We start from the raw sequence: 24425 nt of genomic DNA on the forward strand, positions 1-24425 counted from the left end.
GGGAGTGTCGCCGTCGCGGCCGGATCCGTGGGACGCGAGAGGGTTCCGGTCGGCGGAGGTGAACGACCGGGACCCTCGTCCTGTCCTCGGGACCATGAGCCCTCAGATCACGGGCGGGCGTCCCAGCCGGGTGAGGTGCCACACCGTTCGCCACCGCATGGGCCGCCGTTCGCCGGCCGGTTCCCGCAGGCCCTCGACGAACCCGCCGAACCAGGCGCGCAGTCCACTCACCGACCGGGTCCGCAGCAGGGTGAGCGCCGTCCACACGCCGAGGTGCACCGGGATGAGCGGCAGGGGCAGCCGGCGGCGCACCAGCCAGACGCGGTTGCGGGCGTTGACCCGGTAGTAGATGGCGTGCCGGGCCGGTGAGGTCTTCGGGTGCTGCAGCAGCAGTTCGGGCGCGTACAGGATGTGCCAGCCGTGGTCGGCGGCCCGCCAGGCCAGGTCGGTCTCCTCATGGGCGAAGAAGAACTCGGCGGGCCAGTCCCCGGTCTCGGCGAGCATGGCCATGCGGAAGGCGTGCCCGCCGCCCAGGAACCCGGTGACATGGCCGCCGCGCATCGGATCGGAGGCGCCGACGCGGGGCACGTGCCGCTGCTGGGTCTCGCCGCTCTCGTCGGCGATACGGAAGCCGACGATGCCGAGACGCTCGTCGGCCGCGAACAACTCCTGTACGCGGCGCAGCACATCGGCGTCCACGAGCAGGCCGTCGTCGTCGAGTTCCACTACGACGTCCACGTCGCCGAAGTCGCGCAGCCGGGCGAGCGCCACGTTCCGGCCGCCGGGACAGCCGAGGTTCTCCTCGACGTCGAGGGTGGTGACCTCGCCGGGCAGGGAGAGCCGCTCGGCGAACTCGGGCAACCGGCAGCCGTTGCCCACGATCACGACCCGGGCCGGGGCGATGTCCTGCTTGGCCACGGACCGCAGCAGGGCGTCGACCTCGTCGGGCCGGTTCCCCATGGTCACCACGGCGACGGCGATCCTCGGCGCGCCCATGTCCCCACCTCGTCCCCTCGTCCGACGGGCATCAACCGGCGCGATGCTAGCCGTTCACGGTAAGGACGTCTCAGGTATGGGGGCCTCACCCCCGCCGGTTCTCCCTCCGCCGCACGAACTTCAGCCCCGACCAGTCCTCCCCCAGCGCCGCGACCTTCACGTCGACGACACCGAGCGGAAGGAAGACCTCCCGCAGGGCGTTCTCGGTGATGTCACTGACGTGCCCGGCGGCTCTGCGCGGCCAGGCGACCCACAGTGCGGCATCGTCCGCGAGGCCGGCGACCAGTCCGTCCGCCTCGGCCGCGAGCCGCGCGTACTCGCGATGGAAGGTGAGGACGACATCCGCGCCGTGTGAACCGCCGGCGGCGACATCGCAGTCGTCGGGCAGCCCGGGGATGTCCCACCCGTCGGGCGCGCCGTCGAGCCGTACCCGGTGCCCCGCCTTGATGCCGAGCTTCTTGGCGAGCGGCGTGGCGGAGTAGCCGCCCGCCGGCCCGGTTCCTGACATACGGCTCCTCCGCACACTGGTCCAGCCCCGTCCACCCCATGGTGACGGCCGGGGCGGAGGATGTCCGTGCGGACACGGCGTCCCGAACCAGGCGTTCCCGAACCGGCTACCGGACCACCCGCGCGAGCAGCGTGGCGAGATCCGCGAAGAACTGGAGCCAGGGCCGTGCCTGCTCGGCCCGTCGCCCGAACCGTCTGTGCCAGCCGCCGGGCCGGACGTCCTCCCGGCGCTGGATCGACCTGTCCCGTACGCGTCGTAAGGACACGGCACGGCTCGTTCCGATGCGCTTGCGTCGCCTCATGCCGGGACGTTAGCCGGGTCCCGATCGGTGGCGCAGGGCAGCAGACCGCCAAAGCGGGCGGGCGGTTATTGGCGGTAACGCCTAAACAACGGCAGGCGTCATCCCTCTAGTTGGCCACGACCCCGCCTACCCGCTCCGGGGCAGGCCTTCGACGCGGTCCTCCACAAAGGCCGAGTACTGCGTGGACATCTTGTCGACGTAGGTGTCGAGGTTGAACTGACGCTCCACATGCCTGCGCCCCTGCTGTCCCAGCCGGTTGGAGAGCTCCGGGTCGAGGATCAGACTCCGCACCCGCTCACCCAGTTGATCGAGATCCCCCGGCGTCACGACGTACCCCGTCCCGCCGTGGATGACGGCCTCCGGCAGACCACCCGTCGCGGTGACGACGACGGGCCGTCCGGCGGACATCGCCTCCAGCGGTGCCAGCCCGAGCGGCTCGGGGTAGTCGGACGGGTACACGACCACGTGGGACTGTGCGTAGAGCCGTGGCATGAGCTCCTTGGGGGTAGGCACCAGATCCACATGGGAACGCAGGTTCAGATCGTCGATCAGTTTGTTGAGCCGCAGCAGGAACCCCTGTTGTTCCTCGTGCCAGTCCACGACCTCGTGCGGGCTGGTCAGCACGAGGCGGACGGACAGGCCGGTCTGCCGGAGCCGGCCCACCATGCGGACGGCCAGCTCCGCGCCCTTGTCCGGAATGAGACGAGCGGGCAGCAGCACGGTGCTGGAGCCGTTGTCGCGGGCCGGCGGCAGATCGCGGAAGCGGCTGGTGGCGATCCCCAGGTAGGTGCGCCGGGCGCGGATGCCCAGATGCGTACGGCAGGCGAACGCGAGATAGTCCGACACCACGTAGTGGCCGTCCCACGACCGGCAGAACCGAGCCGTCCAGGGATCCTCGGGCCAGATGCTGTGGTACGTGTGCAGCAAGGGCGTGCCGGTACGCTCCCGCAGCCGGCTCAGCGCCAGCGCAGGTACGGGCGAGAAGTGGTGCAGGTTGTGTCCGTGCACGATCTGTATGCCACGGCTGTCCACGGTCCGCGTGAGCCAGTCCAGCAGTTCCGCGGCCTGACGCTGTTCGAGCGGCGTCAACCGCTTACTCCCCCGATCCCGGGCGGTGCGGTGGTACTCCGCCAGCCGCAGCAGGGGGTGGGTGAGGATGTCGACCTGGTCGACCGGCTGTGGGCGGGGCTCGCCGGTGAGCAGGGTCACTCGGTAGCCCCTGCGCGCCAACAGGGCGGCGTAGTCGGCCAGATGTGACTCGACGCCTCCGACCGTAGGCGGAAAGGCCCAGTGCACGAGGGCTATGGAGCACCGCGTTTCTGTTGGCCCACCGCCTATCACGTATCTCCCTCTCGTCGGGGACCGTTCTGCGTCAGGTCGTGCGGAACCCGGATACGTCGATACGCCACTCCTCGTCGTCGACACCCAGCACCTCCGTGCCGCCGTGGATGTCCACGCGCACGTCGACCGAGCGTTCGCCGAGCCTCAATCCCCGAACAGAGTAGGGGGAATTCAGTGCCATGAGTGAGGGCGCGATCGGCCGTAGCGTCAGTCGCCGGCCGGGCACGTCGGCGTCCACCCGAAGCATGGCGGAACAGAGCAGTGCCGCGGACGCCGCCGCCCAGGCCTGAGGCCGGCAGGAGGGGGGATACGGCGCCGGCTGTCCGAACCGGGACGACGGGTAGGCCGCGTACAGCTCGGGCAAGCGGTAGTCGAAGTGTGCGGCCGCGTCGAGCATGCCGCCCAGCAGAGTCGCGGCCTCCTCGACGAAACCCGTGGTGGCGAGCCCGTGCACGGCGATGGCGGAGTCGTGCGCCCAGACCGATCCGCCGTGGTAACTGAACGGATTGAATCCGGCCAGCCGCGCGGAACGGGTGCGGATTCCCCAGGGAGTCCGCAGTTCGTCCGACATGAGCGCCTCAGCCACCCACCGGTGTTCCTTGTCGTCCTGGAGGATGCCGGAGTTCAGCAGGTGCCCCATGTTGGAGGCCGGGCCGGTGACGGGCTGCCCGCTCCCGTCGACGGCGATGGCCGGATAACGTCGGCCGTCCGGACCGTCGACCCAGAAGTACCGGTGGAAGGCCGTGCGCAGCCGCTCCGCCCGTTCCCGCCACCGTTCGGCCTCCTTCTCCTCGCCCGCGAGCACGGTGAGGAGTTCGGCGTATCCCATGGCGGCCTGGTAGGCGTATCCCTGTACCTCGCACAGGGCGATGGGCGGGTCTACGCGCCGTCCCTCCGCGTCACGGATCGCGTCGGGCGAGTCCTTCCACCCCTGGTGGAGCAGCCCGTCCGCCCGGCCTTTGCCGTAGCTGATCAGGTCGTTGCCGCCCATCGCCTGCTCGACCCAGCCCATGGCGGCCCGGGCGTACGGCAGCAACGAGCTGACGTCCTCCTCGGCAAGGCCCCATTTCCATGCCTCGTGCAGGAGCACGACGAACAGCGGCGTCGCGTCCACCGACGCGTAGTAGCGGGCGGGCAGCACCATGCCGTCTCCGTGGCGCGTCTCCGCGGGCCGCAACTCGTGCAGGATCCTGCCGGGAGCCTCGTCCGTGAACGAGTCGTGGCGCGTGCCCTGGCGCCTGGCCAGGGCCCAGAGCGTGCCGCGGGCCAGCCCGGCCCCGAACGGGAGCATCATGCGGGCCGCCCAGATGCTGTCACGGCCGAACAGGCCCAGGAACCAGGGGCAGCCGGCGGCCACGAACTGATCCTCGCGCTCTTCGGCGGAGCTGTTCCGGTCGGCGAGCCGCAACGCCTCCAGATCGGCCAGGGCCCGTTCCAGCAGCGCGGCCATGCGCGCGTGCCCGTCCACCTCGGCCCGCTGCCAGGGGGTGCCCTGCCGGGGCGGCACCGGATAGCCCGCCACGGTCGTGGTCTTGCCGTGCACCAGCAGGTGTACGGACCACTCCTCGTCCGGCCGCAGCAGCAGCTCCCAGCGGAACTCCACCTGCCCGGGCCGGCCCTCGACCGGCGTGATCCGCGGCAGCGGCCCGCCCGCGTCCGGCCGTACGGGCTCGATCCGCAGCACAACCTCGCTGTTGTCGTGCGGGCTGTGCCACCGCACCGTGGGGACGACACCCTCCACCTGCTCGCAGGGAACGTCGTCGACCGGCAGGCCCGCCTTGATCGTGGCGACGTCGGCGAGATCGGTGGCGGCCACCACCGAGACGGTGCACCGGGCCGCCCGGCCGCTGACGTTCTGGAGCAGAACGGCATCGCCCGACTCGCCCCGGTCCGGACGCCGTACGGCGCGCTCCCGCGCGACCAGCAGCCAGGGAGCCGACGTCGGGTCCTCCGAGGACCGGCACACCGCCCTGAACAGCGCTTCCCGGGAACCCTCCGGACGATGGGCGACGGGTTCCGGCTCCTGGCCGTCGACGAGCAGCCTGAGCGTGTGCAGCAGCCTTCGGTCCTGGTCGTAGAAGCCGTCGACCCCGGTTCCCCGCAGCTGTCCGTCCTCGGACGACATCGCGAACGACGGCGCGGACAGGCAGATCACCGTATCGTCCAGAAACGGCTGACGGCCCGTCTGAGGGGAGGCGGAGTCGTTCACTGAAGTACCTTTCCAAAGCGCCGCGAGGCCCACTGCGACCATGCCGGTCCGGCCCGTCGGGCAGTCGTCGCATCCTCGCAAGTGGCGAGGGCGGTCGTCGGAGAACACACCCGCGCAGCCGCTTGATGGGGAGCCACGATAACGGCTGGCCGCCGCCGCAGCCATCATGCGAGGTCGGGCGAGCCACCGGCGGATGAGTTGTGCAACGGGGGCGCCAAAAGCCGTTCTTCGCCCCATAATTGTTGCCTCACATGGGGGAACGGTGTCGGGCGGGGGGATCCCATGCGCCGTAACAGTCGGGGCAAGCGACGTCTGGACCAGGTGCTGGCCGTCACGGGCACGGCCGTGGCCGCGGGCGCCCTCGCCGGGGTCAAGTTCGTCGGCGGATGGGCGCAGTTCCTGGTGATCTGCCTGCTGGCCGCGGGCACCGGTCTCGGCGCCTACTCGGGGAACTCCTTACGGGCACGTGCCGCGGGTACTCCGCCGCAGGTGCTGATCAGCCATCCGCACGGCGACGAACCCTGGGCACACTGGCTGGCCTGGCGGCTCCGGCGGATCGGGTATCTCACCTCCACCCGGCCGTGGGCTCCGGCGGAGCAACTGGTGCCGCCTCCCCCGGAGGTCGCCCCTGATCATGAACTCATCATCGTGTCCCGGGCGTTGGACGACACGCCTCACCCGACCGAGCACACGCGGGTGGCCCGCGCTCGCGGCAAGTCCGTACTCGCCCTGGTGACCACGCACCACGATCCCCCGTTGACGCGATGGGCCGGTTGTGAGCTGCTGACGCTGGCCGGCCGTACCGCCGACGACGCGGCGGCCACCATCGACGCGCGGCTGCACCAGGCCGGCGCGGTCCCCCTGCCGGAGTACACGGCCTCCCACGTGGTCGGCGAGGTCGAACCGCGCTATCCGGCCCTCGGCCCCCTCGTCACCAACTTCGACCGACGGGCGGTGTCGCACTTCGCGGCGCGGCGCGAGGAACTCGCCCTGCTGCGCGCGGTCCTCGGCACGGTGGACGTCTCGGGCGGCGGGCGCACCTGCGCGATCCACGGCCTCAGCGGAATCGGCAAGACGCGGCTGGCCCTGGAGTACGCCCGCCGGTACGAGGATCTGTTCGACGTCATCTGGCGGGTCGAGGCCGCCCATGCCCCGACCGCCCGGGCGAGTCTCCTCGCCCTGGCGCACAAGCTCCAGGACCTGCGCGATCAGCAGACGGGTACGCGGGCACAGCACGAGGACCGCGATCCCGAACAGACGCTCCAGCACCTGCTGTCCAACGAGTTACCCAGGACCAGGGCGCTGTTGATCTACGACGGGGCGGAGGACGACTCCACCATCCGGCAGTTGCTGCCCGACACCGGAAACGGCGGCCAGGTTCTGATCACCTCCGTCAACCCCGTCTGGCAGCGCAGCGCTCCCCACCACCGCATCGCCCTGGAGGCGTTCACCGCGGAGGAGGCCGTGTCCTTTCTCCGCAACGAGAGCGGGGTCGACGACGAGGCCGGACTGGCGAAGATCGTCGACCGGCTGGGACGGCTGCCCCTGGCACTGGAACCCGCGGCGGCCTCCCTGCGCGACGAGCCCGACATAGACGCGTACCTCCAGGCCCTGGACCTGCCCTCGCAGATTGATCCGTCCGCCCGTGCGGAGACGAGCCCGAGCGGTGCCCCGGCCTGGATCCACTCCTTCAACCAGGCCGAGACGAAGGACGCGCTCGCGGGGCTGCTGCTGCGTCTGTGCGCCTTCCTCGCGCCGCAGGGCATACCCAGCTACTTCTTCGAAGCCGACGGACAGCGCACCGACCTCCTGCCGAGACCGCTCGCCGAGGGGGTGGCACAGCCATTGCGCGACCGCCGTATCAAGGACACGGCCAGGAACTCCTCGCTGCTCACGGGGGAGGGCAAGCTCGTGATGCACACCCAGGTGCAGGCCGTGATCCGCGAGGAGATGCCGCCGGAGGAGCAGATCTTCCACGCGGCCGCCGCGGTGTGCCTGGTCAACGGCTGGTTCCCGGAGGATCCGGAGCAGGAGAGCACCTGGCCCCAGTGCGTCGAACTGCTCCCGCACGCCCGGGTGGTGCTCGACCACTGCGGAAGGCTCGGGGTCGTCGACGAGAACACCTCGACCCTGCTGCAGAGCATGGGCGAGTACTTCCGTGTGCAGGGCGACCGCACCGAGGCGGAGCGGCTCCTGATGGACGCCCTGCGCCAGCGGGAGAATCTCTGGGGCCGCCAGAACTCGCTCGTCGCCAACACCCTGGTGTCCCTCAGCCGGCTCAAGGTGCTGAGTGCCGAGCTGCCCGAGGCGCGCAGTTTCGCCGAGGACGCGCTCAAGATACGGCTGCGTCTCGACGGTGACCGCGACCCACGCACGCTGGAGAGCCGCATGCAACTGGGGCGGGTCCTTCGCGAGCTCGGTGACTTCGACGGGGCGTCCGAGGCCGCGGCCCAGACCCTGCTGCGTCTGCGGAGACTCTCCGAGACCGACCCGGTGAAGATCGCCGACGGCCTGTGCGACCTCGGCCTCGTCCGCTGGCGGCAGGGGCGGCTCGGTGAAGCGCTGGACCTGCACCGGGAGGCGCTGCACCTGCTGGAGCGGGCGCCGGGAGACGGCGAGCCCGCGCGACGCAACCGTACGGCGTTCGTCCACCAGGCTCTGGGGCTGGCCCTGTTGGACTCCCATGACCTGGAGGGAGCCGAGGAGCATCTGCGGAGCGCGCTGGACGTCCTGGAGTGTGCCGGCTACGCGGTGGGCCATCCGGTCGTTCTCTCCTCGTCCGTTCATCTGGGCGAGACGCTCAGGCAGCGGGCGGCGAGGTACCGGGGGCGGGACGACCGGCGCTCCCCCGCGCGCGAGCGTTCCTCACCGGGGGAACGGGAAGCCGAGCGTCTCCTCGCCGAGGCGAAACGGATCTTCGACCAAGTGCTGTCCGCGCCCCACATGGACGGGGACCGGGACCACCCCGACCGGGCCTGCGCCCTGGTCCGCTACTCGCATCTCCTCCACGACCAGGGCAACAGCGAGGCGGCGTTGACGGAGGTCAAGAACGCCATCCGGATCTACACCGAGAAGTACGGCTCCCAGCACCCCTATGTGGCCGAGGCCCGCCACCGCCGGGCCCTGATCCGCAAGGGGAGCGGTGGCCAGCCGCTCCGCTGGCGCGAGGACCTGACCACGGCACGGGACATCTACCTGCGGGTGCATCCCACGGACCACCCGCTCATCCAGCAGATCGAGGAGGAGCTGCGGGACGCTCCCGCCCCGTCCCCGGGCGACATCGCGGACGACCGTCATCCCTGAGCGCCCGGGCGACGAGACGACTCTCGGAGGCCGGGCTCGGATGACACGCTCACCGCGAGGTCGTACGTCCCCGCGCCCGTGTCGAGTTCGTACCGCTCGAACTCCGGCGCGGGCCGGAGCGGCGGCTCACCCGCGGTGAGCCGAAGATGGCCCTGCCTCAGCCTCGCGATCCGCCTGGTCCTGCCGGGCGAGCCCCTGACCGCCCCGCCGATGCTCTGGGTGACCCCGACGACCCGCAGCGGCCGCCCGTCCTCGCGGGCGACGGCACCGGATCCGTGTCCAGCGCAGCGGCACGCCCAGGAAGGTCTCGTTGCCGGCCGAACGGCGTTCCGCACGCGAACCCGTCACCTCGCCGTCCCCACCCACATCAGTCGACCTGCCAGGCGGTCTGCAACGCCAGGCGCGCCACCGACGCTTCGACGGTGTGGACAGGTGGCTCCCAGCCGAACTCTCGTATCCGTTCGACGAATTCCGACGGCAGCATCACGCCATGGCGTCCCACGTCATGCTGAAGGTCGCGGCGCCAGACCCAGGAGCCGTCGGTGAACAGTGACGAGCAGCCCACGAGATGCTCGCCACAGCCCAGCAGGCACTGCTCGGTCTCGGTGAATTCGGCGACCATCGGGGAGCCGGTGAGATACGCGACGGCGAAAGCCGCGATCTCCTGCCATGCCCCGGAGTCCCTCATTTGGACAACGGCCCACACGCTGAAACCCCAGGTCATGGACTCGACCTGGGGTTCAAAGAGAGCCGCCTTCGGGATTCGAACCCGAGACCTACGCATTACGAGTGCGTTGCTCTGGCCATCTGAGCTAAGGCGGCGCGCCGTCCGCACCATGGTGCGATCAGCAACGTCGGTAAGTCTACACAGTTTCCAGGAGTGCTCCGCACCAGCCCTCGGGCCACCCCGGGCCGTCCCGCGACCAGGGCTAGGAGCAGCGTTTTCCGTCCACGGGAGGGGTCCCGCGGACCAGATACGCGTCGATCGCGGAGTCGATGCAGGTGCTGCCGCGGCCGTAGGCGGTGTGACCGTCGCCGTCGTAGGTGAGCAGGCGGGCCGACGAGAGCTGGGCGGCCAGGGATCGGGCCCAGCGGTAGGGGGTGGCCGGGTCGCGGGTGGTGCCGACCACAACGATCGGGGCGGCGCCCTGCGCCTTGATGCGGTGCGGCTCACCCGTAGGGCCGACCGGCCAGTACGCGCAGTTGAGGGAGGCCCAGGCGAGGCCCTCGCCGAAGACGGGGGACGCCTTCTCGAAGGTCGGGACGGCCTTCTCCACCTCCTCCGGACTGTTGTAGGCGGGCGGGAGGTCGAGGCAGTTCACGGCCGCGTTGGCGGACATCAGGTTGCTGTAGCGGCCGTCGGCGTCCCGCGCGTAGTAGCTGTCGGCGAGGACCAGCAGCCCGGCGCCGTCGTTCTCCTTCATCGCCGAGCCGAGCGCCTCCCGCAGCTGGGCCCAGGAGCTCTCGTCGTACATCGCCGCGATCACGCCGGTCGTGGCGAGGGCCTCGCCGAGGCTGCGGCGGTCCGCGTCACCGGTGGGGACCGGGTGCGCGTCCAGCTTGGCGAAGAAGGTCCTGAGCTTCCGGCCGGCCTGCGCGGTCGTCGTGGTCTTCGTGCCGAGCGGGCAGTCCGACTGCTGCACACAGTCCTTCGCGAACGACTGGAACGCCGTCTCGAAACCCACCGTCTGGTCGAGGTTCAGCCGGCTCGCGGGCAGCGAGGGGTCCATCGCGCCGTCCAGCACCAGCCGCCCGGAGCGGCCGGGGAACAGTCCCGTGTAGGTCGCCCCGAGGAACGTCCCGTACGACGCCCCCACGTAGTTCAGCTTCGCGTCGCCGAGTGCCGCCCGCACGATGTCCATGTCCCGGGCCGTCTCGACCGTCGACACATGCCGCAGCAGCTTCGCCGAGTGCGCGCCGCACCCTTCCGCGAACTTCTTGTAGGCGTCGACGAGTTCGGTGGTCTCGCGCGCGTCGTCGGGGGTGATGTCCGTCTGGGCATACGTGTCCATGTCCCGCCCGTCGAGACACTCGACGGGCTCGCTGCGGGCGACGCCGCGCGGATCCACCGCGACCATGTCGTAGCGGGCCCGCACCTCGGCCGGGTAGCCGATCCCGGCGTACGCCTGGAGGTAGCCGACCGCCGAGGCGCCCGGCCCGCCCGGGTTCACGAACAGCGACCCGAGGCGCTTGCCCGGCCCGGTGGCCTTCTTGCGGGCGACGGCGAGCCGGACGTCCCCGTCGGCCGTCCTGTCGTAGTCGAGCGGCACCTTCAGCGTGGCGCACTCGAAACCGGGGTCCCCGCAGCCGTGCCAGCGCGCCTTCTGTCCGTAGTACGGCGTGAGGGCGGCCGGTGTCGACCTCGGCAGCGCGGCCAGCGCCACGTCGGCGGCCGAGGTGGCCGCATTCGTCGACGCACCCGCGGAGCAGGCGGAGGTGAGCAGCGCGGCAGCCAGAAGAGTGCCGCCGGTGCGGAAGGAGCGGGAGCTGCGCCTGGTGTACATCAGGCGAGAGTAACTCTGTGCAGTTTACTGATTGCAATCCGTGTAAACAAAGCCTCGTACGAGTGACGTGGTCAACCCGCTCTGAGCGCCATCGTCATCGCCTCCACCGCGAGCAGCGGGGCCACATTGCGGTCGAGAGCCTCCCGGCAGGCGCCGATCGCCTCGATCCGGCGGAGCGTGGCCTCCGGGGAGCTGCCGCGGGCGAGCCGCTCCAGGGCGTCCTCGGCGTCCGCGTTGGCGATCGCCACCCGTGAGCCGAGCTGGAGGGCGAGCACATCGCGGTAGAAGGCGGTGAGGTCGGTCAGAGCCAGGTCGAGGCTGTCGCGCTGGGTACGGGTGCGGCGGCGCTTCTGTCTGTCCTCCAGGTCCTTCATCACGCCCGCCGTGCCGCGGGGCATCCGGCCGCCCTGGGAGGCGCCCATCGCCGCCTTCAGCTCCTCGGTCTCCTTGCCGTCCACCTCCTCCGCGAGCTGCTTGGCGTCGTCGGCCGCCGCGTCGACGAGTTCCTGAGCCGCCCTGAGGCAGCCGCCGACGTCCTCGACGCGCAGGGGCAGCTTCAGTACAGCGGCGCGGCGCTCACGGGCGGCCGGGTCGGTGGCGAGTCGGCGGGCCCGGTCGACATGGCCCTGGGTGGCACGCGCTGCGGCCATCGCGGCGGCAGGCTCGACGCCCTCCCGGCGCACGAGCATGTCGGCGACGGCTTCCACGGACGGGGTGCTCAGGTTCAGGTGGCGGCAGCGGGAACGGATCGTCGGCAGGACGTCCTCGATGGACGGCGCGCACAGCAGCCAGACGGTTCGGGGGGCGGGCTCCTCCACGGCCTTGAGGACCGCGTTGGCCGACTTCTCGTTCAGCCGCTCGGCGTCCTCGACCAGGATGATCTGCCAGCGGCCGGTGGCCGGCGAGGTGAACGACTTCCTGACGGTGTCCCGCATGTCGTCGGCGAGGATCTGGCTGCCGACGGCGGCCACGGAGGTGACGTCGGCGTGGGTGCCGATGAGTGCCGTATGACACCCGTCGCAGAACCCGCAGCCGGGGATTCCCCCGAGAGCCCGGTCCGGACTGACGCACTGCAGCGCGGCCGCGAAGGCCCTCGCCGCCTGGTTCCGGCCCGCTCCGGGCGGTCCCGTGAACAGCCAGGCATGCGTCATCTTCGACGCCTCGGGCGGCGGGGTGCCGGTGCTGGTGGCGGTGACCTGGGCGTCGGCGTCCCGAGCGGCGGCCGCGAGCTGCTCGCTCACCCTCTCCTGGCCTACCAGGTCGTCCCATACGGTCATGGGTCACGCCGCCCTTTCGTCATGTTTCGCACTACGGGATCCATTGTGGGGGCGACCACTGACAACGGGGCCGACAGTCGGTTGTCGGCCCCGTTGTCCGGTGCGGGCCGGCCACAACGCACCGTGACCGCAGAACGACCGCTACCGCCCCCGACGTCGGCCGCGCTCGTCTCCGTACTCGTCGTCATGCGGTCCGAGCAACTCATCGGCGAGCGTGGGCAGGTCGTCCAACGGCGTCTCCTCGGCCCAGTCCGACCGCGCCCTCCGCCTAGGCGTCCCCGTCTCGTCGACCTGCGGCAGCTCCCGCGTCCGCTCCTCGTCGCGGAAGTACCCCGGCGGCACCCGATCCGAGGGCCCGTCCCCCGGCACAGGAGGCAGCACGGCCGTCTCGTCGGCGGAACCCTGAGGCACCGGCGGCAGCACCGCGGTCTCATCGGCGGCCCCCGGCGGGACGGGAGGCAGCACCGCGGTCTCGTCCGCCGCACCCGGAGGCACCGGCGGCTGCGGCAGCTCGGCCGTCACGTCGGCGTCGGAGGCGGACCCACCGGACGTCCCGTCTGCGGACGCGTCCTCGTCGTCCTTCTCCATGGACACCCGGGGCAGCACAGCCGTCTCGTCCACCGGCCCGCCCGACGCGTTCGTCGGCGTCACCACAGGCGTGGGCACGGTCGCGGCGTCCATCCCCGCCGCGGGAGCGGCAGCCTTCTTGGGCCCCGCCTCCGCCGCCGCGGCCGCGGACTCGGCGAGCCGCCGGGCCTCCTCCGCCCGCAGCAACGCCGCCTCGGCCTTGCGCTGCTTCTCCAGCCGCCGCTCCTCGGCCTCGGCACGCAGTCGCGCCTCCTCCTCGGCCCGCTTGCGATCGGCCTCTTCCTGGGCCTTGCGCCGTGCCTCCTCCTCGGCGCGCGCCTTCTCCTCGGCGAGGAGACGCACCCGCTCCTCCTCGGCCCGCCTGCGTGCTTCCTCGGCCCGCAACCGGGCCTCCTCCGCCTGCCGCTCGGCCTCGCGGCGCTGGGCCTCCTCCAGCTCGCGCCGCTTGCGCTCCTCCTCCTCGGCCTTCAGCCGGGCCAGCTGCTCCTGGCGCTCCCGCTCCAGGCGCTCCTCCTCGGCCTTGCGCGCGGCCTCTTCCTCGGCCTTGCGGCGCGCTTCCTCCTCGGCCTTGCGCCGGGCCTCCTCCTGCTCCCGGATCTCCTGCTCGGACAGCGGCAGCATCTGGTCGAGCCGATGGCGTACGACGGTGCTGACGGCCTCGGGTTCCTGTCCCGCGTCCACGACCAGGTACCGCCCGGGGTCGGCGGCGGCCAGCGTGAGGAATCCGGAGCGCACGCGCGCGTGGAACTCCGCCGGCTCCGACTCCAGCCGGTCCGGCGCCTCGGTGAACCGCTCGCGGGCGATCTCCGGGGACACGTCCAGCAGGACGGTCAGATGGGGCACCAGACCGTCCGTCGCCCAGCGGTTGATGCGGGCGATCTCCGTCGGGGACAGGTCGCGCCCGGCACCCTGGTAGGCCACGGAGGAGTCGATGTAGCGGTCGGAGATCACGACCGCACCGCGCTCCAGCGCGGGCCTGACCACGGTGTCCACGTGCTCCGCGCGGTCCGCCGCGTACAGCAGCGCCTCCGCCCGGTGCGAGAGCCCGGCGCTCGACACGTCCAGCAGGATCGACCGCAGCCGCTTGCCCACCGGGGTCGCCCCCGGCTCGCGCGTCACCACGACCTCGTGGCCCTTGGCCCGGATCCACTCGGCGAGCGCCTCGGCCTGGGTGGACTTCCCCGCCCCGTCGCCGCCCTCCAGCGCGATGAAGAAGCCATTGTCGGCGGGCACGGTCACCGGGTCGTCGCCGCCGAGCAGCGCGTCCCGCAGGTCGTGCCGCAGGGGGACGCCGGACCGGTCGTCGACCTTGGCCAGCACCAGCGCGGCGACCGGCAGCAGCAGCGCGCCGACCAGCATGAGGGTGAACGCGGCGCCGCCGTGCGCGAACACGAACTTGCCGTTCACCAGCCGGTGCGGACCGATCGCCGCGGCCACCACGGGGGCGACGAGCGCGCCGAGCGCCACGCCGACCCGCACGACCGCGTGCAGATGCTCGGTGGTCCGCACCCGCCGGTATTCCTCGGTCTCCTGGTCGAGCAGGGTGTGCCCGGTGTTGGCGGCCACGCCCGCGCCGACACCGGCCAACGCGTCGATCAGCAGCACGGTGGTGACGTCCGGGACGAGCCCGGCGGCCAGCAGGGCGATGCCGGTGAAGGCGATCGCCAGCGCGAGCAGCCGCCGCCGCGACAGGGTGACCAGCACCTTGGGTGCCGTACGGACACCGACCACGACACCGCCGGTCAGCGCGGCCACCATCAGGCCGTACATCACCGGGCCGCCGCCCAGGTCCTTGGCGTGCAGCACGGCGACGGCCACGGCGGCCGCGATCGCTCCGGCGACGGCCGCGCAGGCCGCCACCAGCAGTGGAATCGCGCCGGTACGGCCCTTGTCGACGCCGGTGCCCGTCTTGGGCCGACGCAGCCCCTCCAGCGGCGAACGCGCGCGCGGGGTGCGCGTGCCCGGCAGTTCCAGGAAGGTCAGCACGGACAGGGACGCGGCGAACAGACCGGCGGCGACGTACGACGCGAGGGCCGCCTGGTGCTGACCGAACCAGTCGAGACCGGAGCCCAGCAGGTTGTTGAGCAGACCGGCGACGACGAGCGCGGCACCGGCCAGCGGGATCGCCACGAAGGTCGTCCGCAGCGACAGACGGCGCAGTGCGTCCAGGTGGTCCGGCAGCGGTCGTACCGTCGCCCCCTCCGGGGGAGGTTCCGGCAGCAGGGCGGGCGCCGCGCTCTCGCGGCACACGGTCCAGAAGCGCTCGGCGACCCCGATCACGAAGGCGGTCACCAGGAGCATCGCGAGGGCGTTGTCCGGCGTCCAGTCGATCCACAGCGGCGCGACGATGAGCAGGGCGAGCCTGACTCCGTCCGCGCCGACCATGGTCCACCGGCGGTCGAGCGGGCCCTCGTGCGAAGTGAGCGAGGTCAGCGGGCCGAGCAGGACGGCGCCGAAGAGCAGCGTCGCCAGGATGCGCGTACCGAAGACGGTCGCCACTGCGAACGCCACGCCCCGGTAGCCACCGCCGAACGAGCCCTGGGCGATGGCCGCCTGAAGGACCAGCAGCACCAGCACCAGGAGTGCGAGGGTGTCGCCGATCCCGCCGACGAGCTGGGCGCTCCACAGGCGTTTGAGCTGGGGCCTGCGCAGCAGGGCGCGGACAGCGCGCTCGCGGGAGTCCGCGACCAGGGCGTCGTCGGGGGCCGGGTCAAGGGCCGTTGGCTGCTGGGCACGGGTCATGCATTCAGCCTATCGGGAGCCACCGACAGCCTGGGGAGCGCGTCCGCAGGTGCGCACGCCCCGACACCAAAGTGATGCCGGGGCGTTCGCATTGCGAAGCCTCAGTGGAGGAATCCGACCCGCAACAGGGCCGGACTCAGTCCTCGGACGCCGTCTTGGAAGCCGTCGCCTTCTTCGCGGTGGTCGTCTTCGCCGTCGTCTTCTTCGCGGCCGTGGTCGTCTTCTTCGCCGCGGTCTTCTTGGCGGCCGTCGCCTTCTTGGCCGGGGCCTTCTTGGCGGGCGCCTTCTTCGCCGTCTTCTTGGCGGGCGCCTTCGCCCGCTTCTCGGCGAGCAGTTCGAAACCGCGCTCCGGGGTGATCTCCTCGACGCTGTCGCCGGAGCGCAGGGTCGCGTTGGTCTCCCCGTCGGTCACGTACGGTCCGAAGCGTCCGTCCTTGACCACGACCGGCTTCTCGCTGACCGGGTCGGTGCCCAGCTCCTTCAGCGGCGGCTTGGCGGCGGCCCGGCCGCGCTGCTTGGGCTGGGCGTAGATCGCCAGCGCCTCTTCGAGGGTGATCGTGAAGAGCTGGTCCTCGGTCTGCAGCGAGCGCGAGTCCGTGCCCTTCTTCAGATACGGCCCATAGCGGCCGTTCTGCGCGGTGATCTCCTGGCCCTCGGCGTCGGCGCCCACGACACGCGGCAGCGACATCAGCTTGAGCGCGTCCGCGAGGGTCACCGTGTCCAGGGACATCGACTTGAACAGCGAGGCCGTACGCGGCTTCACGGCGTTCTTGCCGGTCTTCGGGGTGCCCTCGGGGAGCACCTCGGTGACGTACGGGCCGTAGCGGCCGTCGCGGGCGATGATCTGGTGACCCGTCACCGGGTCGGCGCCGAGTTCGAAGTCACCGCTCGGCTTGGCGAGCAGCTCCTCCGCGAGTTCCACGGACAGCTCGTCGGGCGCCAGGTCCTCGGGGACGTCCGCCCGCTGGTGGTTCTCGGAGTCCTTCTCGCCGCGCTCGATGTACGGGCCGTAGCGGCCGACCCTGAGCACGATGTCGTTGCCCACCGGGAAGGACGAGACCTCGCGCGCGTCGATCGCGCCCAGGTCGGTCACCAGCTCCTTGAGACCGCCGAGGTGGTCCCCGTCGCCGTTGCCGGCGTCGGCCGCGCCGCCCGCGGCTGCGCCCTCACCGAAGTAGAAGCGCCTCAGCCACGGCACGGACTGGGCCTGACCGGCCGCGATGCGGTCGAGGTCGTCCTCCATCCTGGCGGTGAAGTCGTAGTCGACGAGCCGGCCGAAGTGCTTCTCCAGGAGGTTGACCACGGCGAAGGACAGGAAGGACGGCACCAGTGCCGTGCCCTTCTTGAAGACATAGCCGCGGTCGAGGATCGTGCCGATGATCGACGCGTACGTCGACGGGCGGCCGATCTCGCGCTCCTCGAGTTCCTTGACCAGGCTGGCCTCGGTGTAGCGGGCCGGGGGCTTGGTGGCGTGCCCGTCGACCGTGATCTCCTCGGCGCTCAGGGCATCGCCCTCGGCGACCTGAGGCAGCCGGCGCTCGCGGTCGTCCAGCTCGGCGTTCGGGTCGTCGGCGCCTTCGACGTAGGCCTTGAGGAAGCCGTGGAAGGTGATCGTCTTGCCGGAGGCGCTGAACTCGACGTCCCGCCCGTCGGCGGCGGTGCCACCGATCTTCACGGTCACGCTGTTGCCGGTCGCGTCCTTCATCTGCGAGGCGACGGTGCGCTTCCAGATCAGCTCGTAGAGCTTGAACTGGTCGCCGGTCAGGCCGGTCTCGGCGGGCGTACGGAAACGATCACCCGAGGGGCGGATCGCCTCGTGCGCCTCCTGCGCGTTCTTGACCTTCCCGGCGTAGGTGCGCGGGGACGACGGCAGGTAGTCGGCGCCGTACAACTGCGTGACCTGGGCGCGGGCCGCGGTGATGGCGGTGTCGCTCAGGGTCGTGGAGTCCGTACGCATATAGGTGATGAAGCCGTTCTCGTACAGCTTCTGGGCCACCTGCATGGTCGCCTTCGCGCCGAAGCCGAGCTTGCGCGAGGCCTCCTGCTGGAGGGTCGTCGTACGGAACGGGGCGTACGGCGAGCGGCGGTACGGCTTGGACTCGACCGAGCGGACCGCGAACCGCGTCTGCTCCAGGGCCGCGGCCAGGGCGCGGGCGTTCGCCTCGTCGAGATGGAGGGTGTTCGCGCTCTTCAGTTGTCCGACGGAGTCGAAGTCGCGGCCCTGCGCGACCCGCCTGCCGTCGACGGTCTGGAGGCGGGCGACCAGCGACGACGGGTCCGAGGAGTCCCCCGCGCGGCCGGTCGCGAAGGTGCCCGTCAGGTCCCAGTACTCGGCGGAACGAAACGCGATGCGCTCGCGTTCCCGCTCCACGACGAGCCGGGTCGCGACCGACTGGACACGGCCGGCCGACAGGCGCGGCATGACCTTCTTCCACAGGACCGGCGAGACCTCGTAGCCGTAGAGGCGGTCGAGGATGCGGCGGGTCTCCTGGGCGTCGACCAGCTTCTGGTTCAGCTCGCGCGGGTTGGCGACGGCGGCCTGGATCGCGGCCTTGGTGATCTCGTGGAAGACCATCCGCTTGACCGGGACCTTGGGCTTGAGCACCTCCTGGAGGTGCCAGGCGATGGCCTCGCCCTCGCGGTCCTCATCGGTGGCGAGGAAGAGCTCGTCGGAGTCCTTCAGCAGATCCTTGAGCTTCTTGACCTGGGCCCGCTTGTCGGCGTTGACGACATAGATCGGCTCGAAGTCGTGCTCGACGTCCACGCCGAGGCGGCGGACCTCGCCGGTGTACTTCTCGGGCACCTCCGCGGCGCCGTTGGGGAGGTCGCGGATGTGCCCGACGCTCGCCTCGACGACGTATCCGGGGCCGAGATAGCCCTTGATCGTCTTCGCCTTGGCAGGCGACTCGACGATGACGAGTCGGCGGCCGCCCTTTGCGGTCTCGCTGGTCGGGGACAACTTCGCTCTTCTCTCCGGTCGACACTGGGGTCTCCCCAGGCCTTGGTTCCCGGGGTCGGGTCATGCTGACGCTGCGGAGTGTGACGGTACATCCCGCCCCCGTGTCAAACGGGAAAAGCCCGCAACGGCCACTCGAACGGTAACCCGACTACCGCCATTCCTGCCGCCTCGAGCGCCCACCGGCCTTTTCGAGCTCATCCGGAGCGTGATCTCCCCATTACCCCACGCCCCGCTCGCGCAGACGTTCCGGGAGCCGTCCTAGAGGCGGGTGAAGCACCATGCGGCGAGGGCCAGCGTGATGAGCGCGGCGAGGGTCGCGACGGTCGCGGATGCGACGGGACTCACACCGTGGGCGACGGGTTCGCGATGGCGTACCCGGGCCGCGGTCCACACCAGCAGCCCCCCTCCGAACAGGGCGAACACCATTCCCGCGAAGATCGCCGGTCCGCTCTCCATGGCTCCCTGTGCCCCATTTCTCCTGCCCGCGCGTGCACCTTCGATGGAGACTGGCACGCGCGGGCGGCGGACAGACGAACCCCGGGTGAACGCCGCACCGACACGACCGCGGACTCCCCCGGACCGGTCACCGGCCGACCGCAGGATCGCCACCCGGGCTCTCCCGGCCCGTCACGGATCCGGTCCGGTTCTCACCCGGATTTCGCGCCACTCCGAGGGGGCGCGACCGGATTCGGCGCGGAAACCGACCGGATTCAGACCGCGCCGGGCGGGGGTATCTTCCCGCTCGACTTCTTGTTGTCGGTCAGGCTGACCGTGCACACGATCTTGTTGAATCCCTTCTTCCAGTCGTCCTCGTCGGCCACCCAGCCGTACACGAGACGCTCCCGGTCAGGCGCCCAGGTCGACTCGAATGTGTTGCCGCACAACTTGGTCGCGTTGTCGGTGCCCTTCTTGTAGCTCATTTCGGCCGGGGCCTGAACAGTGCCGATCACCTGGTCGGTATGGGCTTTCGAGCAGTCGGTGAGCGGAGCCTTGTAGCCGTCGTCGAGCTGCTGGTAGACCCAGCAGTCGCCGACGCTCATCTGACCCACCCACAGGTCGGTGCCCGGGTCCCGGAAGCGGCCCACCTCACCGCCTATCGCGGCATGGCGGCCGAGTACGAGACATGCCGTACCGCTGCCCGCCGCACCGAATCCCTCCTCGGTCGGAACGACGGCGTACCCGGCCGCGTCCGGCAGCGCTCCCACGACGGGCCGGCTCAGATCGGCGCAGCGTTTCGCGCCCCGGGCCTTGGCGTCGGCGAAGTCGGCGGCCGTGTCGACGGCCACCACCTGGCCGTCCGGCCAGTCGTCCGCGCAGTCCACGACCCCCAGGTTCGGCGCCGACCTGAACGGCGTCCCCGACCAGACCGCCTGCACGCAGTCCCCGGTCTCCAGGGGCTCGTCGAGCCCGACCACCTCGCCGTACGGCAGTACGGGCCCGGTGGGCGACGCCCCCTGTGACGAACGCGCGCTCGGGTTCGGCGAGGACTTGGTCGCCGTGTCCTTCTTGCCATCGCCACCGGTCAGCGCCATGACTCCCCACGCACCGCCCGCGACCACGAGGAGCACACCGATGACGAGCGCGACGATCGCGAGGCGCTTCTTGGCGGCGGGGCGCGGCGGCGAGGGCGGGGGCAGGGCCGACGAGAACGGCGCCCGGCCTCCGGGTCCGCCAGGACCGACGGGTCCGCCGAAGGCGGTGGGTGCGCCGAAGGGGGCGGGGCTGCCGAAGGGGGCGAGGCTGCCGGGCGCACCCGAGCCGCCGTATCCGGCGGGCGTCTCGCTCCCGTACGGCGGCGAGGAACCACCGCCCGAGTACGGCGCCGAAGCCCCATCGCCGTAGGGGGCGCCGGGGCCAGCGCCGCCGTACGGTGAGCTCGGGCCGCCGTACGGTGACGAGGAGCCCTCGTTCGCATACGGCGAACCCATCCCCTGCGCATAGGGGTTGCCTGGTTCCAGCACCTGCCCTGGCGCGGGCGGCCACGCGTTGTACGGCGGTGCCGAGCCGGGTGTCGTCCCTGGGGTGGCCGGATCCCCGGGGCCGGGGCGCGCGTCGGCCGGACCCCCGTCTCCGGCCGCGCCCACCGGAGCGTGCGGCGTTTGCGGAGTCCCCGGTGTCTGTGGAGTCCCCGGCGCCGGCCCCCAGCCACCGACCGGCGGCCCGAATCCTCCCACCGAGGAGCCGTACCCCGGCCCCGCCGCACCCCCGGCGCCCCAGACCCCCTGCACGACCCGCTCCAGCCCCCGCTTCACCGTCTCCGGTGAGAACCTGCGCACGGGATCCTTGACCAGCAACCCCAGCAGCACCGGCGTGAGCTCACCGGCCCGGACGGGCGGGGTGGGATCCTCGCCCAGCAGGGCCGTCAGCGTGGCGAACTCGCCGTGGCGGTCGAAGGGGCCGCGGCCCTCGACAGCGGCATAAAGCGTGGCGCCCAGGGAGAACAGGTCGGCGGCCGGGGTGGGCGGTTCGCCCCGGGCGCGCTCCGGCGCGAGATAGCCGGGGGTGCCGAGGATGCCGGCGGTCGCGGTGAGGCGGGGCTCGCGGGACTCGGGCTGGAGGGCGATGCCGTAGTCGGTGAGCAGCACGCGCGCGTAGGGGTCGCCCGAAGTGTCCGGCGCCAGAAGGATGTTGGCCGGTTTCACATCCCTGTGGAGGATGCCGACGCGGTGCCCCGCGGTGAGGGCGTCGAGGACGGCGAGGCCGATGCGGGCCGCCTGCTCGGGCGACAGCGGCCCCGAACGCCGTACGACCGCCTGGAGGTCGACCGCGTCCGGCACGTGCTCCATGACGATCCACGGCAGCCCCTCGTGGACCACCACATCGTGCACCGTCGCCACATGGGGATGGCCGCGCAGCCGGGCCGCGTGCCGGGCCTCGCTGCGGGCCCGGGCCATGCGCTGGGCCGTTTCGCCCACGTCCATCGGCGTGTCCGGAAGCGCGATCTCCTTCATCGCGACGTCGCAGGCCAGCTCCTCGTCGTAGGCCAGCCAGACACGGCCCATGCCGCCCGCGCCGAGCGTCCGCAGCAGCCGGTACCGGCCGTTGATGGTCCTGCCTTCACCCTGATCCGGCGTCTCCCCCGCCATCACGCCTCCCCCCGAGACCCGAGCACCGGGTCCGAGACAGCGCGCCTCCCCCGAGAACGCGTCAGCTCTGTCTCTCGAAGGTAGCTTCGCACCTGCCACTGACAGGAGCCCTTTTCCGGGGCAATCCCGTCAGAGCGGACACAGGGGCCTCAGGAGGTCGAGTCCGCCTCAGCAGCGGCCGACCGGCGTCAGATCACGCGGGCTCCAGGAACCCCTGCTCCACCAGCAGCCGGATCTGCGCGGGCGTACGGTCGCGCAGCATGACCGGGTCCTCGCCCATGAGTTGGGCGATCGCGTCGAGAATGCGGCCCGCGCTCAGCGAGCCGTCACACACACCGGCGAAGCCCGCGCCGACGGTGTCCACCTTGGTGGCCCGGCGCATCCCGCGGTGCTGGCGCAGCACCACGTGCTCCGGGTCCTCCGCGCCGGGCAGCCCGACCTGCTCCTGAATGATCTCTGGGGCGAGCCTGAAGTGGGCCTCCAGCAGGGCCGCGTCGTCGTTGGCGCGCAGGTAGTCGAGGCGTTCGAAGTGCGCCCTGACGGTGTCCCCGAGGGGCTGCTCGACCGGGTGCGGCCACTCCTCCACGGTGACCGAGGGCACGGCGGAGCCCGTCCTGCGCAGGGCGATCCAGCCGAAGCCGACGGCCCTCACCTTGCGCGCCTCGAACTCGTCCAGCCAGGCGTCGTAGAGCGCCTGGTACTCGGCCGGGTCGCCCCGGTGGTCACCGGCGTCCCTGAGCCACAGCTCGGCGTACTGCGTGACGTCCTGCACCTCGCGCTGCACGACCCAGGCGTCGCACCCGCGCGGCACCCACGACCTGAGCCTGTCCTGCCAGTCCTCCCCCTCGACGTGCTGCCAGTTGGCGAGGAACTGCGCGAAACCGCCCTCGTTCAGCAACTCCCCCGCCCCCTGAACGACCGAGCGGCACAGCTCGTCCCCGCCCATCCCGCCGTCGCGATACGTCAGCCGCGCACCCGGGGAGATCACGAAGGGCGGGTTCGACACGATCAGGTCGTACGTCTCACCCTGCTTGAGCGGCTCGAACAGCGAGCCCTCCCGCAGATCGGCCGCCGGGGCTCCGGACAGCGCCAGCGTGAGCGCGGTGATGTGCAGCGCGCGCGGGTTGAGATCGGTCGCCGTCACGCGCGTGGCGTGCTGTACGGCGTGCAGGGCCTGGATCCCGGAGCCGGTACCGAGGTCGAGGGCGGAGGCGACGGGGGTGCGGACGGTGAGGCCGGCCAGGGTCGTGGAGGCACCGCCGACCCCGAGCACGACACCCTCGTCACGGCTGCCGATGCCGCCCGCGCCGCCGACCGCACAGCCGAGGTCCGAGACGATGAACCAGTCCTCGCCGCCGGGTCCGCCGTACGGCCGTACGTCCACCGTCGCGGCCACCTCATCGCTGCCGACACGGACCAGCCAGCCGCTCTCCAGACACGCGTCGACGGGCACCACGTCCGCCACGCGCGCGTGGGGCACTGGCTGCTGAAGGAGGAACAGGCGTACGAGCACCGCCAGCGGGGCGTCCCCGCGAGTCGCCCGGAGCGCGGGCACGGTCTCACTGCGCGCGAGCGCCGCGTACGCGGGCGCGCCGAGCAGCTCTAGCAGCCCGTCGGCGGTGAAGGAGGCCCCGATCAGGGCGTCCCGCAACTGGGCGGTGACGTCGGGACGGTCGGAGGCGGGGGCGGCGGGCAGCGTGGGCAGGCTGGAGGTACTCACGCCCCCATTGTGGCCCGAGCCCGCCACGCCGCACGCCTCACCGAGCCACTCGCCGCGCCGCTCAGCCACCGCGGCCGACGCGGATGGCGAGCCGTCGGTGAAGGGCGAAGGCGACGCGGGCACACGTGCGGTGCGGCCGCTCGGTCGTCGGCAGACCGGAGGGCGCTCAGCTGTCCGTCGCCGGCGCGGACGCCTCCGGCGACGTCGAGGCCTGCTTGCAGCCCGACTGCTCGGACAGTGCCTGCTTGGTGTCGCCCGACTCCAGGTCCTTCAGCGCGCCGAGCGCGGTCTGGCGCTGCGTCTCCACCTTCTTCATCTCGGCCGAGACATCCTTGAGACCGGTCGCGAACTTCGCCTGGTCCTTGGTGTTGAGCCCGTCCACCTGCGTCTTCATGTCGGCGTAGGCGGCCGACAGGGCCGTGAGCTGCTTGACGGCGGTCTGGAGCTTCTTCTCACCGTCCTCGGCACCGGGAGGCGCCCCGGCGTTACTGATGACCGTGGCGCGCGCCTTGTAACCGTCGGACAGGTCCTGGAAGGCCTGGGAGTCGGCCTTCTGGAGCTCCGCCGGGGTGCTCTCGGTGTCCTCGGCCGCCTTGGTGATCGCGTCGTAGGCCGCCGTGATCTTCTTGTTCTGGGCCGGCACCAGGTCACAGACCTTCTTGGCCCAGGCGTCGAGTTCCTTGTTGTCCTCGCTGCCAGAGCATCCCGTCAGCGCCAGTACCAGTACCGCACCGCCGGACAGTGCGGCCGCGAGCTTCTTGTTCACCGGATCGGTCCCTTCCGTGGCCTCTCAGCCCCCGGACCTTACACAGCACAGGCACCACACCCGCGCACCGGATACCACATATGCGTCTCTTTGTGGGTGTTTGCACCAGGAGAGAGAAGCCTCAC

Annotated in this window: 15 protein-coding genes and 1 tRNA gene; 1 reads left to right on the plus strand and 15 read right to left on the minus strand. The window is 71.4% G+C overall.

Annotated elements, in window-relative coordinates:
- Positions 1-102 precede the first annotated feature (102 nt).
- The 5 genes from OG841_RS21235 to OG841_RS21255 all read right to left on the minus strand — a co-directional run bounded on the left by OG841_RS21235 (position 103) and on the right by OG841_RS21255 (position 5355).
- Positions 103-996, minus strand: coding sequence for a glycosyltransferase family 2 protein (locus OG841_RS21235; protein WP_328640073.1), 894 nt, complete (start codon positions 994-996; stop codon positions 103-105).
- An 85-nt stretch (positions 997-1081) separates the two neighbouring features.
- Positions 1082-1504, minus strand: coding sequence for a DUF3052 domain-containing protein (locus tag OG841_RS21240; RefSeq protein ID WP_328640072.1), 423 nt, complete (start codon positions 1502-1504; stop codon positions 1082-1084).
- 106 nt (positions 1505-1610) lie between these two features.
- Entirely contained in the window at positions 1611-1805 is a 195-nt protein-coding gene (locus tag OG841_RS21245) for a hypothetical protein (RefSeq protein ID WP_328640071.1), read from the minus strand.
- Between the two features lie 126 nt (positions 1806-1931).
- Positions 1932-3101, minus strand: coding sequence for a glycosyltransferase family 4 protein (locus OG841_RS21250; protein ID WP_328640070.1), 1170 nt, complete (start codon positions 3099-3101; stop codon positions 1932-1934).
- Positions 3102-3177: 76 nt separating this feature from the next.
- A complete protein-coding gene (locus tag OG841_RS21255; protein ID WP_328640069.1) occupies positions 3178-5355 on the minus strand; it encodes a glycogen debranching N-terminal domain-containing protein in 2178 nt (725 codons plus the stop codon).
- A 282-nt stretch (positions 5356-5637) separates the two neighbouring features.
- Between OG841_RS21255 and fxsT the strand changes: the two genes are divergently transcribed.
- Positions 5638-8658 (plus strand): FxSxx-COOH system tetratricopeptide repeat protein, encoded by a 3021-nt coding sequence (gene fxsT, locus OG841_RS21260; RefSeq protein ID WP_328640068.1) that lies wholly within the window; start codon positions 5638-5640, stop codon positions 8656-8658.
- A 367-nt stretch (positions 8659-9025) separates the two neighbouring features.
- Here the strand turns inward: fxsT and OG841_RS21265 are convergent, their stop codons facing one another.
- The 10 genes from OG841_RS21265 to OG841_RS21310 all read right to left on the minus strand — a co-directional run bounded on the left by OG841_RS21265 (position 9026) and on the right by OG841_RS21310 (position 24300).
- Positions 9026-9346 (minus strand): hypothetical protein, encoded by a 321-nt coding sequence (locus OG841_RS21265; protein WP_371566537.1) that lies wholly within the window; start codon positions 9344-9346, stop codon positions 9026-9028.
- A 60-nt stretch (positions 9347-9406) separates the two neighbouring features.
- Positions 9407-9480: transfer RNA gene (locus OG841_RS21270), tRNA-Thr, on the minus strand.
- A gap of 107 nt (positions 9481-9587) precedes the next feature.
- The gene (locus tag OG841_RS21275) at positions 9588-11162 is read right to left on the minus strand and encodes an alpha/beta hydrolase (protein WP_371566539.1); all 1575 of its coding nucleotides are present in this window, start codon (positions 11160-11162) and stop codon (positions 9588-9590) included.
- Positions 11163-11233: 71 nt separating this feature from the next.
- Positions 11234-12439 carry a DNA polymerase III subunit delta' gene (locus tag OG841_RS21280; protein WP_371566540.1) on the minus strand — a complete coding sequence of 402 codons (1206 nt, stop codon included), beginning with the start codon at positions 12437-12439 and terminating at the stop codon, positions 11234-11236.
- Positions 12440-12580: 141 nt separating this feature from the next.
- Positions 12581-15769 (minus strand): dTMP kinase, encoded by a 3189-nt coding sequence (tmk, locus tag OG841_RS21285; RefSeq protein WP_328640045.1) that lies wholly within the window; start codon positions 15767-15769, stop codon positions 12581-12583.
- 136 nt (positions 15770-15905) lie between these two features.
- Entirely contained in the window at positions 15906-18728 is a 2823-nt protein-coding gene (gene topA / locus OG841_RS21290) for a type I DNA topoisomerase (RefSeq protein ID WP_365121073.1), read from the minus strand.
- Between the two features lie 258 nt (positions 18729-18986).
- Positions 18987-19184, minus strand: a complete 198-nt coding sequence (locus tag OG841_RS21295) for a hypothetical protein (RefSeq protein WP_059209128.1) — start codon at positions 19182-19184, stop codon at positions 18987-18989.
- A gap of 254 nt (positions 19185-19438) precedes the next feature.
- The gene (locus OG841_RS21300; protein ID WP_365121072.1) at positions 19439-21814 is read right to left on the minus strand and encodes a serine/threonine-protein kinase; all 2376 of its coding nucleotides are present in this window, start codon (positions 21812-21814) and stop codon (positions 19439-19441) included.
- A gap of 193 nt (positions 21815-22007) precedes the next feature.
- Positions 22008-23534 carry a DUF7059 domain-containing protein gene (locus OG841_RS21305; RefSeq protein ID WP_371566543.1) on the minus strand — a complete coding sequence of 509 codons (1527 nt, stop codon included), beginning with the start codon at positions 23532-23534 and terminating at the stop codon, positions 22008-22010.
- A 166-nt stretch (positions 23535-23700) separates the two neighbouring features.
- The gene (locus tag OG841_RS21310) at positions 23701-24300 is read right to left on the minus strand and encodes a small secreted protein (RefSeq protein ID WP_328640041.1); all 600 of its coding nucleotides are present in this window, start codon (positions 24298-24300) and stop codon (positions 23701-23703) included.
- Between the last annotated feature and the right edge of the window lie 125 nt (positions 24301-24425).

Source organism: Streptomyces canus, from assembly GCF_041435015.1.
In the GTDB taxonomy this organism is placed as follows: Bacteria; Actinomycetota; Actinomycetes; order Streptomycetales; family Streptomycetaceae; genus Streptomyces; species Streptomyces canus_G.